Origin of the sequence: Ralstonia sp. RRA (assembly GCF_037023145.1) — a bacterium.
Taxonomy (GTDB): Bacteria; Pseudomonadota; Gammaproteobacteria; order Burkholderiales; family Burkholderiaceae; genus Ralstonia.
Genome location: NZ_CP146091.1, coordinates 87,877 through 105,062 on the forward strand (window position 1 = coordinate 87,877; position 17,186 = coordinate 105,062).

18 protein-coding genes are annotated in these 17,186 nt (G+C 65.6%); 10 read left to right on the forward strand and 8 right to left on the reverse strand.

Translation table 11 applies throughout. The features are described 5' to 3' along the window. Positions 1–28: 28 nt before the first annotated feature. On the forward strand, positions 29–790 hold the full coding sequence (locus V6657_RS00425; RefSeq protein WP_048933194.1) for a hypothetical protein: 762 nt from the start codon (positions 29–31) through the stop codon (positions 788–790). A gap of 167 nt (positions 791–957) precedes the next feature. Here the strand turns inward: V6657_RS00425 and rtcR are convergent, their stop codons facing one another. Further along, complete coding sequence (rtcR, locus tag V6657_RS00430; RefSeq protein ID WP_048933195.1) at positions 958–2,556, reverse strand: RNA repair transcriptional activator RtcR; 1,599 nt, start codon at positions 2,554–2,556, stop codon at positions 958–960. Positions 2,557–2,753: 197 nt separating this feature from the next. Here rtcR and V6657_RS00435 point away from each other — a divergent pair, with 197 nt between their 5' ends. From V6657_RS00435 to V6657_RS00455, 5 genes are all read left to right on the forward strand, one after another. After that, entirely contained in the window at positions 2,754–4,313 is a 1,560-nt protein-coding gene (locus V6657_RS00435) for a TROVE domain-containing protein (protein ID WP_048933196.1), read from the forward strand. Between the two features lie 403 nt (positions 4,314–4,716). Continuing rightward, positions 4,717–5,931: an RtcB family protein gene (locus tag V6657_RS00440; RefSeq protein WP_048933197.1), complete on the forward strand. Its 1,215-nt coding sequence runs from the start codon at positions 4,717–4,719 to the stop codon at positions 5,929–5,931. A 72-nt stretch (positions 5,932–6,003) separates the two neighbouring features. Next, a complete protein-coding gene (locus V6657_RS00445; protein ID WP_048933198.1) occupies positions 6,004–6,840 on the forward strand; it encodes a nucleotidyltransferase domain-containing protein in 837 nt (278 codons plus the stop codon). Between the two features lie 47 nt (positions 6,841–6,887). Next, positions 6,888–7,943 (forward strand): RNA 3'-terminal phosphate cyclase, encoded by a 1,056-nt coding sequence (gene rtcA, locus V6657_RS00450; protein ID WP_048933199.1) that lies wholly within the window; start codon positions 6,888–6,890, stop codon positions 7,941–7,943. Between the two features lie 71 nt (positions 7,944–8,014). Further along, positions 8,015–8,206: a hypothetical protein gene (locus tag V6657_RS00455; RefSeq protein WP_048933200.1), complete on the forward strand. Its 192-nt coding sequence runs from the start codon at positions 8,015–8,017 to the stop codon at positions 8,204–8,206. Between the two features lie 83 nt (positions 8,207–8,289). On the opposite strand, the gene V6657_RS00460 is transcribed toward V6657_RS00455, so the two are convergent. Then, positions 8,290–8,643 carry a glyoxalase superfamily protein gene (locus V6657_RS00460; protein WP_048933201.1) on the reverse strand — a complete coding sequence of 118 codons (354 nt, stop codon included), beginning with the start codon at positions 8,641–8,643 and terminating at the stop codon, positions 8,290–8,292. Positions 8,644–8,778: 135 nt separating this feature from the next. Between V6657_RS00460 and V6657_RS00465 the strand changes: the two genes are divergently transcribed. Genes V6657_RS00465 through V6657_RS00480 form a run of 4 tightly spaced genes read left to right on the forward strand, consistent with a single transcriptional unit; the run spans position 8,779 to position 11,179 of the window. Continuing rightward, complete coding sequence (locus V6657_RS00465; protein ID WP_048933202.1) at positions 8,779–9,987, forward strand: PLP-dependent aminotransferase family protein; 1,209 nt, start codon at positions 8,779–8,781, stop codon at positions 9,985–9,987. A 21-nt stretch (positions 9,988–10,008) separates the two neighbouring features. Continuing rightward, entirely contained in the window at positions 10,009–10,527 is a 519-nt protein-coding gene (locus tag V6657_RS00470; protein WP_048933203.1) for an AraC family transcriptional regulator, read from the forward strand. Next, positions 10,527–10,943 (forward strand): VOC family protein, encoded by a 417-nt coding sequence (locus V6657_RS00475; protein WP_048933204.1) that lies wholly within the window; start codon positions 10,527–10,529, stop codon positions 10,941–10,943. The genes V6657_RS00470 and V6657_RS00475 overlap by 1 nt, the downstream gene beginning before the upstream one ends. Beyond that, entirely contained in the window at positions 10,940–11,179 is a 240-nt protein-coding gene (locus tag V6657_RS00480) for a hypothetical protein (protein ID WP_048933205.1), read from the forward strand. The genes V6657_RS00475 and V6657_RS00480 overlap by 4 nt, the downstream gene beginning before the upstream one ends. A 3-nt stretch (positions 11,180–11,182) precedes the next feature. Here the strand turns inward: V6657_RS00480 and V6657_RS00485 are convergent, their stop codons facing one another. From V6657_RS00485 to V6657_RS00510, 6 genes are all read right to left on the reverse strand, one after another. Further along, a complete protein-coding gene (locus V6657_RS00485) occupies positions 11,183–12,379 on the reverse strand; it encodes an MFS transporter (RefSeq protein ID WP_048933206.1) in 1,197 nt (398 codons plus the stop codon). 60 nt (positions 12,380–12,439) lie between these two features. Beyond that, positions 12,440–13,147 (reverse strand): glutathione binding-like protein, encoded by a 708-nt coding sequence (locus tag V6657_RS00490; RefSeq protein ID WP_048933207.1) that lies wholly within the window; start codon positions 13,145–13,147, stop codon positions 12,440–12,442. 100 nt (positions 13,148–13,247) lie between these two features. Next, positions 13,248–14,441 (reverse strand): low temperature requirement protein A, encoded by a 1,194-nt coding sequence (locus tag V6657_RS00495; protein ID WP_048933208.1) that lies wholly within the window; start codon positions 14,439–14,441, stop codon positions 13,248–13,250. A 14-nt stretch (positions 14,442–14,455) separates the two neighbouring features. Next, the gene (locus V6657_RS00500; RefSeq protein WP_048933209.1) at positions 14,456–15,088 is read right to left on the reverse strand and encodes a LysE family translocator; all 633 of its coding nucleotides are present in this window, start codon (positions 15,086–15,088) and stop codon (positions 14,456–14,458) included. Positions 15,089–15,258: 170 nt separating this feature from the next. Next, positions 15,259–16,239 (reverse strand): DMT family transporter, encoded by a 981-nt coding sequence (locus tag V6657_RS00505; RefSeq protein WP_048933210.1) that lies wholly within the window; start codon positions 16,237–16,239, stop codon positions 15,259–15,261. Positions 16,240–16,358: 119 nt separating this feature from the next. Further along, positions 16,359–17,111: an AraC family transcriptional regulator gene (locus tag V6657_RS00510; RefSeq protein WP_048933211.1), complete on the reverse strand. Its 753-nt coding sequence runs from the start codon at positions 17,109–17,111 to the stop codon at positions 16,359–16,361. Positions 17,112–17,186 lie beyond the last annotated feature (75 nt).

Genomic DNA, 17,186 nt, shown 5'->3' on the forward strand with positions numbered 1-17,186 from the left:
CCGTCACAAATACACCGGTGAGGGTCTCATGGGCGTGGTGATCGATCATCCGATCGAGGTGTTCCTCATGGCGCTGATCGTGTTGGCGGGGGCAGCGCGTATCGGCTCGGCCGTGTCAAAGCGCCGTGCGCTCGATGGCAGCACGCACGAAGACTTTGACGTGATTCAGGCGGCCACGCTCACGCTGCTCGGCCTGATGATCGGCTTCACGTTTTCGATGGCCATCAGCCGATACGACACGCGCAAGAACTACGAAGAGGAAGAGGCCAACGCAATCGGCACCGAATATGCGCGTGCCAGCCTGCTGCCCGCACCCGATGCCGCCAACCTGCGCGGCTTGCTGGCGAAGTATGTGGATGTACGCATCCAGCTCTACAGCAGCCACGACACCAGGCAACTGCCCGCACTCGAGGTGGAAACCTCGCGCCAGCAAGACGCCTTATGGGCGGCGGTGCTTGGGCCCGCCGCCGCACAACCCACGCCCATCGTTGCACTGGCCGTGAGTGGCATGAACGACGTGCTCAACGCGCAGGGCTATACCCAAGCCGCATGGCGCAACCGTATTCCGGTGGCAGCCTGGGTGCTGCTGTTCATGGTGGGGGCATGCGGTACGTTCATGGTCGGCTACGGCACGCGCAGCGCACGCATGCGCGGGGTGCTGCAGTTGCTGCTGCCCTTGGTACTGGCCCTGTCGTTCATGCTGATTGCCGACATCGACAGCCCGCGCGGCGGGTTTGTGCATGTGGATCCGGTCAACCTCAAGACGCTGGCGGCTTCCATGCAGCGTTGACGGACAGGGTGGGATTTTCTGCCTGGCGTTGAAACTGAATCTGCGTCGCGCGGCTGTTGTCCCGCGTGCTGCGCGCCCATCATGAAGATGGTGAGGTTTCCCAGGTGGATTATCGCGGCAGGTTTCGACGGGAACGGCGAGGGATGGACGGCCATCTCACCGAGCACCTAGCTTGCGCGCACGGTTGCCCAATCCAGCCCGAACCGCGCTAGGTATTTGCGCAGCCGGTCGGCGTCGTTGACCTTGGCCTTTTCGGTGCGCGACACGTCAAACAACCGGCGCCCGGCATCCGATAGTGATGCCGATTCGCGGCACGTGGCAATCACGTTTTCCAACTGCATGCGGTCGAACAGGTCGATGGATGCGACTTCGTCGCCGAGCAGATCTGCGAGCGCCCCGTCCTCGCCTGCCGAATCCGGTTCGGCCCACGTGCGCTGCAGACGCGCGATCTCGTCAGCGACATCGGCCTCGGTAATGCGGCCGCCTTCGGCCAGCGTCGCTAGCCGCGTGACGGAGGCCGATAGCTCGCGAAAGTTGCCCGTCCAGCGTGCCTGTGGCGAGGTGACGAACTTCAGATAGATGCGCCGCGCCTCGGTGTGAAAGCGCACCTGTTCGCCGTGCTCGCGGGCAAAACGCGCGAGTTCGAAATCCAGGTTCGGCTCCAGGTCTTCCGGGCGATCAGCCAGGCCGGGCAGATCGAAGGTCCACAGGTTGATCCGCGCGTATAAGTCTTCGCGGAAACGGCCTTTCGCCACCCACTGCCGCAGGTCGCGCACCGTGCCGGCGATGAGCTGGAAATCGCTCTCCACCTCGCGGTCGCTGCCGAAGGGCAGGAAGCGCTTTTCTTCGATGGCCTTGAGCAGCATGGCCTGTTCGTCCAGGCCCAGTTCGCCGATTTCGTCGAGGAATAGCAGGCCGCCGTCCGCGCTGCGCAGCAGGCCCGCGCGCTCGGTTTGCGCACCGGTGAAGGCGCCCTTCACGTGGCCGAAGAGCGCAGACATTGCACTGTCACCGCGCAGCGTGGCGCAGTTCACCTCGACAAAGCGGCCGGCGAGTTGGTGGCGCGCCTTCTTCATTTCATACACACGCCGCGCGAGGAACGACTTGCCGGCACCTGTCGGCCCGAACAGCAGCATCGGCGCCTTGGAGCGCGACGCCACGCGCTCGATCTGCTCGATCATCCGGTTGAACGCCGGGTTGCGCGTGGCGATGCCCGACTTCAGCAGCGAGACCGTGTCTTCCCGCTCGCGTGCAAAGCGCGTGGCGATCTTGTCGTAGCGTGAGAGATCCAGGTCGATGACGCTGTAGCTGCCAGTGATGTTGCCGAGTTCCTTCTTGCGCGGTGGCGCGGTCTGGATGAGCTGCGCTGGCAGATAGCGCGCCTCAGCCAGCAGGAACCAGCAGATCTGCGCGACGTGCGTGCCGGTGGTGATGTGGATGAGGTAGTCCTCGGCCTCGGTGTCGAAGGCGTAGCCGCGCGTGAAGTCGTGCAGCGTGCTGTAGACCTCTTCGAAGTCCCACGGGTCGCGCAATGCGATTTCGACGCTGCGCACTTCGGTTTCGGGCGACACGGCGGCGATGTCATCGCGCAGGCGCTCGAACAGGCTGCGGCTGCGCGCGTCGTGCAGCAGCTCCAGCCGGTGGATAACGAGGTCGTCCTGCTGACACAGGCCGACGGTGGGCCGCCAGCGCTCCCAACGCTGGGCGCCCTTGCCCACGTAGTCGAGCGTGGTACCGACAAAGCCGATGGCGACGGTTTTGCGCATGCTGAGGTGCTATCCAAAAAGATAAATCAATATATCAATGGATCGCGATTTCAGGAAGTTTGGCGTGCCTACATCTGCGTTGTTTCGTCGTAAATCCAATAAAATCAAATAGATAGGTTGAGATTCGGCAAGCTGGAGGTGACCTGGCACACCCATTGCACTAGAGAAGGCATCAACAACACAACGCGAGATGCCAAATGGCTAACCAGCAACTGTTCCAGACCTTGCTCGCGAAGACGGTCCAGGCGAATACGACCGACGCGATCAACCAGGCAGGCGCTCCGGCGTATGCGATGTCGCCCCAGCACCAGTTGGCGCAACTGGCCATGACGGGCTGCCTGAACCACACCTTCTACGCTTCGGCCGAGACGCAACTGGCCGACGTGCTGCAACTGGCGCTGCAAGTGGACGACGCCTTCATCGCCAAGACCGCGGTGTACAGCCGCGAGCGCGGTCTGATGAAGGACATGCCGGCCTTGCTGACCGCCGTGCTGGCGGCCAAGGGCAGTGCGCTGCTGCCGACGGTGTTCAGCCGCACGATCGACACCGGCAAGATGCTGCGCAATTTCGTGCAGATCGTGCGCAGCGGCGCCACCGGTCGCAAGTCGCTCGGCAGCCGTCCGAAGAAGCTCGTGCAGACGTGGCTGAATACCGCCACGGAAGTGCAGCTGCTGAAGGCTGCTGTGGGCAGCGCGCCGTCGCTAGCGGATGTCGTGAAGATGGTGCACCCGAAGCCGGCGGAAGCCTGGCGTGCAGCCTTTTTCGCGTGGCTGATCGGCAAGCCGCATGACGCTGCACAACTGCCGCCGCTAACGCGTGAGCTGTGTGCCTTCCGCGCCGGTGAGTCGAAGGCGCTGCCGGATGTGCCGTTTCAACTGTTGACCAACGCGCCGCTGAACGCCGCGCAATGGGCGGTGTTGTCGGAGCGCATGGGTTGGCACGCGCTGCGCATGAACCTGAATACGCTGGGCCGCCAAGGTGCGTTCAGCCTGCCGGGTGTGACCAAGCGTGTGGCGGCCCGTCTGGCGGATGCGGCGCAGGTGCGCAAGGCGCGCGTGTATCCGTACCAGCTGCTGGCGGCTTATCGTTCAGCGGTGGATCCGGTGCCGCTGGCGGTGCGTGAAGCGCTGCAGGACGCGCTGGATGTGTCGCTGGCCAACGTGCCGAAGCTGGAGGGCAACGTGGTCGTGTGTCCGGACGTGTCCGGCTCGATGGGCAGCCCGGTGACGGGTTGGCGACAAGGCGCGACTTCGGTCGTGCGCTGTATCGACGTGGCTGCGCTGGTGGCCGCCGCCATCCTGCGCTCGCACCCGAAGGCACGTGTGTTGCCGTTCGAGCAGCGTGTGGTGGATGTGCGCCTGAACGCCCGTGATTCGGTCATGACCAATGCCGACAAGCTGGCGGCCATCGGTGGCGGCGGTACCAACTGCTCGGCGCCGTTGGCCAAGCTGGTGGCAGAGCGCGCCAAGGTCGATGTGGTGATCCTGGTGTCGGACAACGAATCGTGGGTGGATGCCACGCGTCACGGCGCAACGCAAACGATGCTGCAGTGGGACTTGCTGAAGCTGCGTAACCCGCAAGCCAAGCTGGTCTGCATCGACCTGCAGCCGTACGGCACCACGCAGGCGATGGAGCGTGAGGACATCCTCAACGTCGGCGGTTTTGGCGATGCGGTGTTCGACGTGATCGCGCAGTTTGCGTCTGGCAGTTTTGGCGCTGGCCATTGGGTCGAGGCCATTGAGGCGACGGTGCTGTAGGCCGTCATGTGATGAACAACAACGTTTTACCGGCGCGTCACGAATGCTGAAGAGCTTGTCCTGACGCGCCAGGTGCGAATGCCTGCGGGTGTACATCGGTATCTAGTCGGTTCGAACCCGACCCGCGCGAAAGCGTGAGACCACTCGCTCCCCTAGTCGCACCACCTTTTAGTTTTTCGGCGAATGCCCGGTGGAACTACATCCTGTCACGATCGAGACGCGGGTTCGAATCCCGCCGGTCCCAAATCAGGGGGACCGTAGCTCAGCGGATAGAGCGCGTGTGCTCGTTAAGTCGAGCACGATGTTTCGCCAACTTTAGTCGCCGCCCCCAATGCAACGCCCGATGTCACTGCCAATGCGACATCGGGCCCCATAATGAAAAGAACGGAAGCAACGAAAGATCATGAGCAAGTACAACACCCTCCACGTCGAAAACGGCGCCGACATCAAGCTGTGGACCAACGGCGTGCCGGTCGAAGACGACGCCCGCAAGCAGCTGATGAACACGGCCAAGATGCCGTTCATCTTCAAGCATCTGGCCGTGATGCCGGACGTGCACCTGGGTAAGGGTTCGACCATCGGCAGCGTGATCCCGACCGAGGGCGCGATCATCCCGGCGGCAGTGGGTGTGGATATCGGCTGTGGAATGATGGCCGCGCGCACGACGCTGACGGCAACTGACCTGCCGGACAACCTGCACGGCCTGCGTAGCTCCATCGAAGCCGCGGTGCCGCACGGCCGTACGCCGGGGCCGCGCGACAAGGGCGCCTGGAACACGCCGCCGGAAACGGTCGATGCGATGTGGGGTGAACTCGTCGACGGCTTCAAGCGCATCACCGACAAGTACCCGAAGCTGAACAAGACGAACAACCACAAGCACCTGGGAACGCTGGGTACGGGTAACCACTTCATCGAGGTCTGCCTGGATGAAGAGCAACGCGTCTGGTTCATGCTGCACTCGGGTTCGCGCGGGGTGGGTAACGCCATCGGCAACCTGTTCATCGAACTGGCGCAGGCCGATATGCGACAGCACATCGCCAACCTGCCGGACCGTGACCTGGCGTACTTTGAAGAAGGCAGCCAGCACTTTGACGATTACGTTGAAGCCGTTGGCTGGGCGCAGGACTACGCGCGCCGCAACCGCGCCACGATGATGCAGAACGTGATCGCGGCCGCGCGCAAGGTCATCACCAAGCCGTTCGCGGCCGACGTGGAAGCGGTGAACTGTCACCACAACTACGTGCAGCGCGAAACCCACTTCGGGCGCGACGTGCTGGTGACGCGTAAGGGTGCGGTGTCAGCGCAGAAGGGGCAGCTCGGGATCATTCCGGGGTCGATGGGGGCGAAGAGCTTCATCGTGCGCGGGTTGGGTAACGAAGAGGCCTTCTGCTCGTGCAGCCACGGTGCGGGTCGTACGATGAGCCGCACGCAGGCCAAGAAGCGTTTCACGGTCGATGACCAGATTCGCGCCACGGCCCACGTGGAATGCCGCAAGGACGCCGACGTGATCGACGAGATCCCGATGGCCTACAAGGACATCGACCACGTGATGTCCGCGCAGGCGGATCTGGTGGAGATCGTGCATACGCTGCGCCAGGTGGTGTGTGTGAAGGGGTAGGCTCCCCCTTCGCGTGCGGTCTTTTTGCCTGCAGCGGGCACGGTGGTTTTCCGCCGTGCCCGACCGCGTTTCATGCAACAAGAACAACAAGTGAACACCATGACGTTTCTGTATTCCCACCCCGTCTCCGACGCCATCCGCGAGCGCGTGCTGGCGGAGCTGTCCAGCATCGAGCAGCAGCACGACGTCCGCGTGCTATTCGCCTGCGAATCCGGCAGCCGCGGCTGGGGCTTTGCCTCGCCCGACAGCGACTACGATGTGCGCTTCGTCTACGTGCACCAACCCGAGTGGTATCTGCGCGTCGAGCCGCAGCGAGACGTGATCGAACTGCCGATCAGCGACGAGCTCGACATCTCCGGCTGGGAACTGCGCAAGGCGCTGCAGCTCATGCACCGCTCCAACCCGACGCTGCTGGAGTGGCTCGCCTCGCCGGTGGTGTATCGCCAGGACGCGGCGCTGGCCGAGCGCATGCGCATGCTCGCGCCGACGTTCTTCTCCGAGCGAAAGGGGCGCTGGCACTACGTATCGATGGCGGCGAAAAACTTTCGCGGCTATCTGCAGGGCGAGACCGTGCGCATGAAGAAGTATCTGTACGTGCTGCGTCCCCTGCTGGCCGCGCAGTGGATCGACGAAGGGCGCGGCATCCCGCCGATGCGCTTTGCTGATCTGGCTGACGTGATGGTGAGAGACACCGCGCTGCGCGACGAGATCAACCAGTTGCTGGCGATCAAGATGGAATCCGGCGAGGCCGAATACGGTGCACGCTTCCCGCGCATCCACGCCTTTATCGAACGGGCGCTGGCGCAGGAAGACGTGCCGGCAGATTTCCGCCAGGCGACAGGCAATCCGACAGCGCTGGACGCGTTCCTCTACGACACCGTGTTGACGCGCACCCCCTGTACAACCTGACGCGCACCCCCTCTGGCGGGTGCGCAAACGAACAAGAAGAACAAACCATGAACACCCAATTGCAGTTTCAATCGCAACCCGCCACCTGCATCGAACTCGATGGCGCGCAGGGCGAGGGCGGCGGACAAATCCTGCGCACCGCGCTCACGCTGTCGATGCTGACGGGCACGCCGTTCCAGATCGACAACATTCGCGCCAAGCGTTCCAAGCCTGGTCTGCTGCGTCAGCATTTGACCGCCGTGCAGGCCGCTGTGGAGATCAGCGGCGCCACCGTGGAAGGCGCAGAAGCCGGTTCGCAGACGCTGCGCTTCACGCCCGGCGCCATCCGTGGTGGCGACTACCGTTTCGCCATCGGCACGGCCGGCAGCTGCACGCTGGTGCTGCAGACCATCCTGCCCGCGCTATGGTTTGCCGATGCGCCGAGCACCGTGTCGGTGAGCGGCGGCACGCACAACCGCGCGGCGCCGCCGGTCGACTTCCTCATCCGCGCGTGGCTGCCGCTGGTCGCGCGCATGGGCGTGACGCAGACGCTCGCGCTCAAGCGCCACGGCTTCTACCCGGCTGGCGGCGGCGAGGTACAGGCGACGATCACGCCGTGCGCAGGCCAGCTGAATGCACTGCATCTGACCGAGCGCGGCGCGCAACAGGCGCTGCGTGCCGAAGGCATTGTTGCAGGTGTGCGCGGCGGCGTAGCACGGCGGGAGCTGGACATGCTGGGCCGTCTCGTGCCCGGTGTTGATGGCACGGTGCGCGATCTCGGCAATGCAGAAGGCCCCGGCAATGCGCTCGTGCTCGACATCGTGCACGAGCACGTCACCGAGGTGCTGACCGGGTTCGGCGAGCGCGGCGTGACGGCCGAGACCATCGGTAAGGACGTCGCCCACGCAGCACTGCGCTACTTGCAAAGCACGGCGGCGGTGGACGAATACCTGGCCGATCAGCTTGTCTTGCCGATGGCGCTGGCCGGTGCCGGCAGCCTCACCGCAGTGGCGGCTTCGTCGCATCTGCTGACCAACCTCAGCGTGATCGAGAAGTTCCTGCCGGTGGCGTTTGATGTGGAGACCGTCGGGCCGGGTGCCCCCGTGCTGGTGCGCGTGCTGTGACGGCCGGCTGCTGACCCGGGCGGGCACGGCATTCGCGTGGGCTTGAATACCAACGCGAACCGGAGCCCACCATGCAACGCGGCAAGAAAGAGACGCACCCGCACGCCCACAAGCGTGAGGAATTGATCGAGCAGGCCGTGGAAGGCACCTTCCCGGCAAGCGACCCGCCCGCCACCAGCGGCATCACCCGTGTGATCGACAAGAAGCCCAAGGCGCACAAGACGCACAAGGGCAAGCACAAGCCGAAGGCCAAATCGAAGTAGCTGCAGCGAAGTCACCGCAGCCAATCCGCGCCCGTATCGTCTACCGACATGCGGGCGTTTTCGTATCTGTGTGTGCTGCGCGCTTACTGGTGCGCGAGGATGTTGACCACGTTCCCGAACGGATCGCGCACATAGAAGCGCCGCACGCCCCACGGTTCGTCGACGAGCGGGTAGACGATCTCCAGGCCCAGCGACAGGGCGCGGGCATGCACGGCATCGGCGTCGTCCACCTCGATGGACAGCGCCGGCACCGGGGTGCCCGAGCCGCCCTCGGTGGCGATGCTGACCTGCGGTGCCATCGTGGCATGGGTGTCGGCAAAGGTGACGATCCAGCCGTGATCCATCACGGCTTCCAGGCCGAGCAGGTCGGCATAGAACGCGCGGGCGCGCGCCGGGTCGGGGGCATGCAGGTTGGGGACGATGCGTCGGACGGCCATGCTGCGCTCCTGTCTGGGGTGGGCGGAAATGGACTGCGGCATTGTAGTCAGCCTTGTGATGGCTTGTTCGCATGCAGCGCCGGCGCACATCACGTAAAGTGGCGGGCACTCGAACCATATAGAGACACGCACGCCATGGATTTCCTGCAATCGCTGCTGGCCCCGCGCCTGCAAAACGTTGAAACCTCCGCCATCCGCGAACTCTTCAAGGTGCTCGGCAAGCCGGGCCTGATCTCGTTTGCCGGCGGCTTTCCGGATTCGGCCCTGTTTGACATAGAAGGCCTGAAGGCCGCCGCCGACAGCGCGCTCACCGCTGATGCCGCCCGCGCGCTGCAATACGGCGCCACCGAAGGTTTCGAGCCCCTGCGCGAGGCTATCGTCACGTTGATGAAGGCGCGCGGCGTCAGCATCGTCAACACCGACATCCTGGTCACCACCGGCTCGCAGCAAGGCCTGGACCTGCTGGGCAAGGTGCTGATCGGTGAGGGCGACACGGTGCTGGTGGAGGCGCCGACCTTCCTGGCCGCCATCCAGGCGTTCAAGTTGTACGGCGCCAAGGTGGCCGGCGTGCCGACCGATGCCGACGGCCTGGATGTGGATGCGCTGGAAAAGACGCTCGCCACCAGCAAGCCAAAGTTCCTCTACGTGATCCCCAACTTCGGCAACCCCAACGGCGCGCTGATGAGCCTGGAGCGCCGTCAGCGCTTGCTGCAGCTGGCCGTGCGCCACAACCTGCTGATCGTCGAGGACGACCCGTACGGCGAGCTGTACTTCGATGCACCGCCGCCGCCGTCGCTGTATGCACTCTCCCAGCAGACGGAAGGTGCACAGGGCCGGGTGGTCTATCTGGGCAGCCTGTCGAAGGTGATGGCGCCGGGGCTGCGTGTGGGCTGGATGATCGCCCCGTCGCTGCTCCTGGGCAACGCCGTCATGGTCAAGCAGTTTGCCGATGCGCACACCTCCACGTTTGCGCAGGCTACGGCGGCCGCTTATCTGCGTAGCAACCGTCTGGAGACTGTGCTCCCGCGCACGCGTGCTGCCTACGCCGAGCGTGCACACGCCATGGCCAATGGCCTGCGTGCGCTGCTGCCCGAGAGCGAACTGACCTTCAACCGCCCGCGCGGCGGCATGTTCCTGTGGGGCCGCCTGCCGGGCCGCAATGCCGCTGACGTGGCCAAGATTGCCATCGAGCGCGGTGTGGCTTTCGTGCCTGGGGCGGCGTTCTACGCGGTCGATCCGGATCGCTCGACGCTGCGCCTGTCGTATGCCACCTCGTCGCTCGCGCAGGTGGAAGAGGGCATCGCCAAGCTGGCGGGTGCCATCGCTGAAGTCAAGCGCGCCTGACCCGGCCCGCGGAGGCGCCCGGTGAAGACGACCACCGAACCGGGCGCCGCCGATGCGCAGCAAGCCCCGGCACTGCTGCGCCGCCTGCTGCGCGCCAAAGACCGCATGGACGCCGCCTCGCACGAGGACTGGCCCGTCAAGCGGCTGGCCGAGGTGAGTGGGGTGTCGGAGGCGCACTTCGCGCGCTCCTTCAAGCAGGCCTTCGGCATTCCGCCGCACCGCTACCTGCTCACGCGCCGCATTGAGCAGGCCACCACGCTGCTGCGTGATACCGACCTGCTCATCATCGAGATTGCCTTCGCCACCGGCTGGGAGAGCCTGGGCACCTTCGGCCGCATCTTTCGCGACATCACCGGGCAGAGCCCGACCACCCTGCGCCGCGAGGCTCAGGCCACCGCACCGCAGCAACAGCTCGACCGCGTGCCCGCCTGCGTGCTGAAGGCGGCGCAGCGGCCCGACCTCGTCACAGCAGTTTCGGAGAAGCGCCGCCAACTGGCGGAGGGTACAAATCCGTCACCCACCAACAACAAGGAGCGGTGATGAGCCAAGGGATCAACGTAGTCGGGCTGTATGTGGACGACCAGGACGCTGCACTGGCGTTCTATGTCGACAAGCTGGGTTTCCGTGTGCATACCGATGTGCGCAACGGCCCGTACCGCTGGCTGACGGTGCAGCATCCGGAGCAGCCGTCATTCCAGCTCGGCTTGTTCCAGCCCGGGCCGCCCATCCACGACGAAGCCACCGCGCAGACGCTGCGCGCGATGGTCGCCAAGGGTGCGATGCCGCCGCTGGTGCTGACCGTGGCGGACTGCCGCGCCACCTACGAGCAACTGCGCGAGCGCGGCGTGGAGTTCACGCAGGAGCCGGTCGAGCGCTTCGGCAGCGTCGATGCCGGCTTTCGCGACCCCGCCGGCAACGGCTGGAAGATGATCCAGGCGGCTGGCGGCGCCAAATGAGCGCCCGCACCGGACTTCGCCAGTTTCACCGCTGGGTGTCGATGGCCTTCACGCTGACGGTCATCGCCAACTTTGTCGCCATGACGCGCGGGACGCCGCCCGCGTGGATCACGTATGCGCCGCTGTTGCCGCTGGCGTTGTTGATGATCACGGGGCTGGTCATGTTTGTGCTGCCGTATGTGGATCGGCGCAGCGCGCGTCGTGCGGGCTGCGAAGTCCCGGTCGCACGAGCCTGACGCCTAAGCGCTGGGCTCCGCATTTCGAACGGGCGGGGTGGTCTGCGGCGTAGGCCGCGCACCCATCCGCCACAGCACCACCGCCACCACATGGCATGCCGCTGCCGCCCAGCCCAGCATGCCCGGCCCGCCGTGGGCCAGTGCCAGCGCCCCCACGCTCGACCCCAGCGCAATCCCCACATACACCGCCGATGCATGCAATGACAGCGTGATTGGCGACACCTCCGGCGCGAGGCGGATCAGCCGTGTCGCCTGCGCCGGCCCGAAGCCCCAGCCCGCCATGCCCCACAGCACGACCGCGCCGATGGCAATGGCGGCAGCCGGTGCGCCATGCAGTACCTGCACCGTCAATGACAGCACCGAGAACGCCAACACAATGCCCACGCTGCTCACCGCCAGCACGCGGGCGACGCCTGCACGGTCCGTCATGTGCCCGCCCAACCCGGTGCCCAGCGCTGCAAAACTGCCCACCAGGAACAGCACGATGCCCACATGCTGCGGCTGGAAACCCAACCCCTGCACAAAGAACGGCGCGACATACGTGTAGAACGTAAAGCCGCCCGCCGCCCACAGCGCGGACACGGCCAGTGCACCGAGCATGCCCGGCCGGCGCGCCACGCTCAGGCGCTGCGCCAGCGTGGTCACGCTGTGCGGCAGCGCACGCGGCAAGCCAAAGGCGAGGCCCGCGGTTGCCAGCGCAGACAACACGCCGCACGCCACGAACGTCGAACGCCAATCGCCCTGGGCGGCAATCCACGCGCCCAGCGGCACGCCCAGCGCCACCGCCACCGTACCGCCGCCCGTGATGATGGCGAGCGCCGAGCCGCTGCGGGCGGCCGGCACCAGCGAGGTCGCCACCGCATTGGCCGTCGGCAGGAATACGCCGGCGGCCAGTGCCAGCAGCACGCGCGCCGCCATCAACTGCCCAAAGCCGTGCGCACTGGCTGCCAGCAGGTTGCCCGCCGCAAAGATCGCCAGCGCACCGATCAGCACGCGGCGCCGGTCGACGTTGCCGAGCAGCGTCGCCATCACGGGCGAGCCCACGGCATACGTCACGGCAAACACGGTGACGAGCTGCCCCGCCGCTGGCACGCTCACGCCCAGGTCTGCGGCGAGCGTCGGCAGCAGTCCGGCAATCATGAATCCTTCGGTGCCGATGGCGAACGCGCCCAGGCACAACCACCACAGCGATGCCGGCATGGTCGGCTCCTGTCAGAAGAGGAAAGCGGGGGAGGGGCGGAGCGCGCGGCTCCGCAGGCGTCAGCGCGCGGTGGTGTCGGCAGTCTGGCCGAACAGCACGGCGCGCTCGTCGTCGGAGATGTCTTCGCGGCGGCGCGAGTAGGCGCGCTCTACGCCGGCATATGCACGCTGCGTGGCCGGGCGGGCGCCGACGGCTTCGAACCAGCGCTGCAGGTGCGGGAAGTCGTTCAGGTCTTGCCCATGCCCGGCGTGCGGCACGATCCACGGGTAGGCCGCGATGTCGGCGATCGTGTAGTCGTTACCGGCAATGTACGGGCGATCGGCCAGGCGGCGATCGAGCACGCCGTACAGGCGGTTGGTCTCTTTGGTATAGCGCTCGATGGCGTAGGGCACGCGCTCGGGGGCGTACACGTTGAAGTGGCCGATCTGCCCGGCCATCGGGCCCAGGCCGCCCACCTGCCAGAACAGCCACTTGAGTACTTCCATGCGGCCGTGCAGGTCCTGCGGGATCAGTTGGCCGGTTTTCTCGGCCAGGTAGAGCAGCATGGCGCCCGATTCGAACAGCACCACGGGCTCGGTCCCCTCGGCCGGGTCGTGATCGACCATGGCCGGGATCTTGTTGTTGGGCGAGATGGCCAGGAATTCCGGCTTGAACTGGTCACCCCGGCTGATATCCACCGGGATGACGCGGTGCGGCAAACCGGTTTCGGCAAAGAACAGCGCCATCTTCAGGCCGTTGGGGGTGGCGCAGTAGTAGAGGTCGATCATGGCGGGGCCCTCGTGTTTCTGTCGTGTTGGTTGACAGATTAGGTGCGTGAGTGGCCTTTTGTAATGACCAGAAATCGGAATTTCTGGGTGGCCACTTGGTTCAGTGGCCGTGCACCTGTGCGGGTTCGGGCGTCTCGCACGAGCGTGCATACCACTCCCACGCAGCGGTGGCGCACAGCACCCCGGTTGCCAGCGCGGACACCGTCAGCGCAGACCAACCATCCGCCACCAGCCATGCCGCTCCCAGCGCGACCACTCCGACCACATGCGCCGGGCGTACCCGCCCGAAGATCGCCCACTTGAACAGCAGGTTGCCCAGCAGATACAGCCCCGCGCTGCCCAGCACCGCCAGCGCCGCGCCCGCATGCGGATGGCCCACCGGGTGCGCGAGCACAAACTCATCGGCCACGGCACCAATGATGATGCCCGCCACCAGCACCACATGGATGTAGGTGTACGCCAGACGCGCCAGGCGCCCTGGATCTGCCGAGTGCGACATGGTGTGCGCGCCGCGCTCGGCAATCGTGTCGAAGTACAGCCACCACATCGCCAGGCTGCCGATGAACGACACCGCCATCGCCGCGATGTTGGCGGCGTTCCAGTCGAGCCCGGCAAACGTCGAACCCGTCACCGTGACGGACTCGCCCAGCGCGATGAGGATGAACAGCGAGCAGCGCTCGGCCATGTGGCCGCCTTCCACATTCCAGTCGTCGGTGGTCGAGCGGCCCAGGCCTGGCGTGTAGAAGCCCGTCGACGGGCCGATCCATTCGATGGCCAGCGCGAGGATCCAGCACACCCAGCGCACGGGCACGTCCGACAGCCCACCCACCAGCCACAGCACCGCCGAAATGCCGAGCCACACACCGATGCGCTGGAAGTTGCGCCGCATGCTCAACGATTCATGGCGCACGGCCCACAGGAAGAACAGCGTGCGCCCGAACTGCATGAACACATAGGCCAGCGCAAACGCCAGTCCGCGCGAGCCGAACGCCTGTGGCAGCGATGCGGAGAGCAGCAGCCCCGCCGTCATCAGCACCAGCATCAGGATGCGGATGGCGAGCTTCTCGGGGTCGAGCCAGTTGGTGACCCACGACGTGAAGATCCACACCCACCACACCGCCAGCATCAGCAGTAGCGCCTGCGCGCCGCCTTCGAGCGTGAAGTTGCCGATCAGCAGGTGCGAGAGCTGCGTCACGGCAAACACGAACACCAGATCGAAGAACAGCTCGATGTTGGTGACGCGGTGGTGGCCGTGGGCGCCGGTGGGCGCGGGGCGGAGGTAGCTGCGGGGCATCGGGGGTTCAGTGATCAGGCTTGCATGCCGAGCGTGAGCGTGCCTGCGCCGACCATCACCGCGCCGCCGGTGTAGCCAAAGCGGCGCTGCGCGGCCACGCTGGTGAGGCGCTTGGCAAGCAGCTTGGCGGCCAGCGCGTACATCGATGCGTTGGCGGCGGCCAGGCACACGAAGGTCGGCAGCAGGATCACGCTTTGCGACAGGAAGGTCTGGTCGGCCGACATGAACTGCGGCACGAAGGCGACGAAGAAGACGATGCTCTTGGGGTTGAGCGCCGTGACCGTCCACGCGGACAAGAAGCGGCGGCCCCCGGACTTCTGCTGCACGGGGATGGTGGCTTCCGGTGCGTCATCGCGCAGGCGGCGGGCGCTGAGGATCGACTTGATGCCCAGGTAGACGAGGTACGAACCGCCGATGAGCTTGAGCACCGTGAATGCCGTGGCGGACGCGGCGAGCAGGGCGCCCGCACCGGCCAGGGACACAGCCATGGCGGTGGTGTCACCGGCGGCCACGCCGGCCACCGTGCTCCACGCCGAGCGGCCACGGTTGGCCAGCGAATCTCCAATCACCAGCAGGATGGTGGGGCCGGGGATCAGCAGGATGATGATGCTGGCGCCGATGAAGGCGAGCCAAGTGTGGAGGGTCATGGTGGGGTCTCTTTGTTGTTGGGAATGAGCCACCAGTTATCCATGAAATTTTGGGGGCGTCAAACGGGGGAGATTGGTTTTTTTGCGGTTGGGGTTTTGGTGTTGGTGGTTTGCTGCTGTTTCGGCCCCGGCAGGGGATGAAACAAGGGATGAACCACCAACAAAAAAACCTAAACATGCCGCCGAGCAGCCAATGCCACCCCACTCACCAACAAAACCGCAGCCACCACCTCCAACCCATGAGGCAAGCGTGCCTCATAAACAAATCCGTACAGCAGCGCAAACACCGTCTCAAACACAATCATCTGCCCGGATAACGTCAAAGGCAGCTTCCGGCTGGCCGCATTCCACAGGCTGTTGCCAAGCACTGATGCCCCCAATGCCACCCCTGCATTGATCAACCAGAACAGCACCCACGCCGATGCCGGCTGAGCAGACGCCGTCGCCATTCCCGGCATCAGAAATGCCGGCACCGCCAGCACCAACGACAGCGCCCCCGTCGCAATGCCCGTCAGCAGGGACCATTCCCGACTCGTGAACTGCGGGTGTTTGCGCAAATACCGCGCATTGCACACCGCATACACCGTCCAGCACGCCAACGCCCCAGCCGCCATCAGCAAGCCGATGAGGTACGTGCTGCCACCGGCATCCGCACGCATGGCCGGCGCATCCAGGTAGATGCACACCACCCCCGCCACCGCCATCAGCAGCGGCAGCGCCAACCGCCGCAACGGCAAGCTGCCGTGTTCCGCCGCGCCGGCCAGGGTGACCGTCACCGGCAGCAGCCCGACAATCAACGACACCGGCGCCACGCCCGCACGCTGCACGCCACCCGCCACGCACAGGTAGTACAGCAGGTTGCCCGGCAACGACAGCACCAGCAGCGCCACCCAATCACGCCGTGTCGTCTTGCGCCACAGCGTGCGCCACACAGGCAAGGCCAGCGCCAGAGAGAGCACGCCATACAGCACATACCGCGCCGCCGACAGCGCCAGGGGCGAGAACTGCGGCAGCATCTTGGGCGCCACAAAGATGATCCCCCACAGGGCGCCCGCGGCCACGCCACAGCCCAGGCCCATGAGGTGGTCGCGCCGTGCGTCGTGCTGCGCCTGCACGAGGTGTGGTGCGGTGGAGGTGTCGCCAACAGCCATGTGGAGAGCCTGGTCCGGAAGATCAATCGAACCGGCACTCTGCGCGTGCGCGTGTCATCCGTCTTGGTGAAGACGGCCGCGCTTAGGCAAAAACGGAAATGGAAACGAGAGGGGGCGATTCAGCCGCGCCGCACAGCCGCAGGCGTGATGCCGTGCGTGGCCTTGAGGTGACGCGTGAGCGCGCTCTGGTCGTAGTAGCCGGTGCGTGCGGCAACTTCGGCGATGGGCAACGAGGTGGTTTCGAGCAGCGACAACGCGTGGTGCAGTCGTACCGCCGCCAGGCGTGCGTGCAGCGTGGTGCCGTATGCAGCACGGAACAGCGTGGCAAGGCGCCGCGTGCTCAGGCCCACATCGGCAGCGAGTTCGTCGAGGGTCAGCAGATCGGCATAGCGCTGATCGATGGTGCGCCAGGTTTGCTCCGCGCGCGCGTCGGTGCGTGCGCGCAACTGCGTCGATTGATTGGCCGGATGCGCGGCCAGCGTCGCCAGCGCGAGGGTCGACCACGCGTTTGCCAGGGTGGCATCGACTACGGGGCCGGCCGATGGTGCGTAGGGCGCATGTGCGCTCTGCAACCACGCCGTCAGCGCGCGCAGCCCGGGGGTGAGCGGGAAGAACACGCGGTCGGCCAGGCCACGCAGGTCAGGCGCCTCAACGGCTTGCGCGGCGACGTCCAGCACGATGAAGGTATTCGTCCCGGCAGCTTCGAAGGCATGTGTGGCATCGGCGGGGATGAGCGCGGCGTGGTGCACATCGACGCAGCCGCCGCGGCCGTCCACGTCCATCTCCAGCACGCCGCGCGCGGGCATCACGACTTGCACAAAGTCATGTGCGTGAGGCGGAGCGGCCAGGCCGTAGGTGCGGAAGTCCAGCATGACTTATCTGTTCAATTTGACAATCCGGTAGATACCATCTTCAGGGCACATTTTCCAACGGGTTATTTTGTGCCG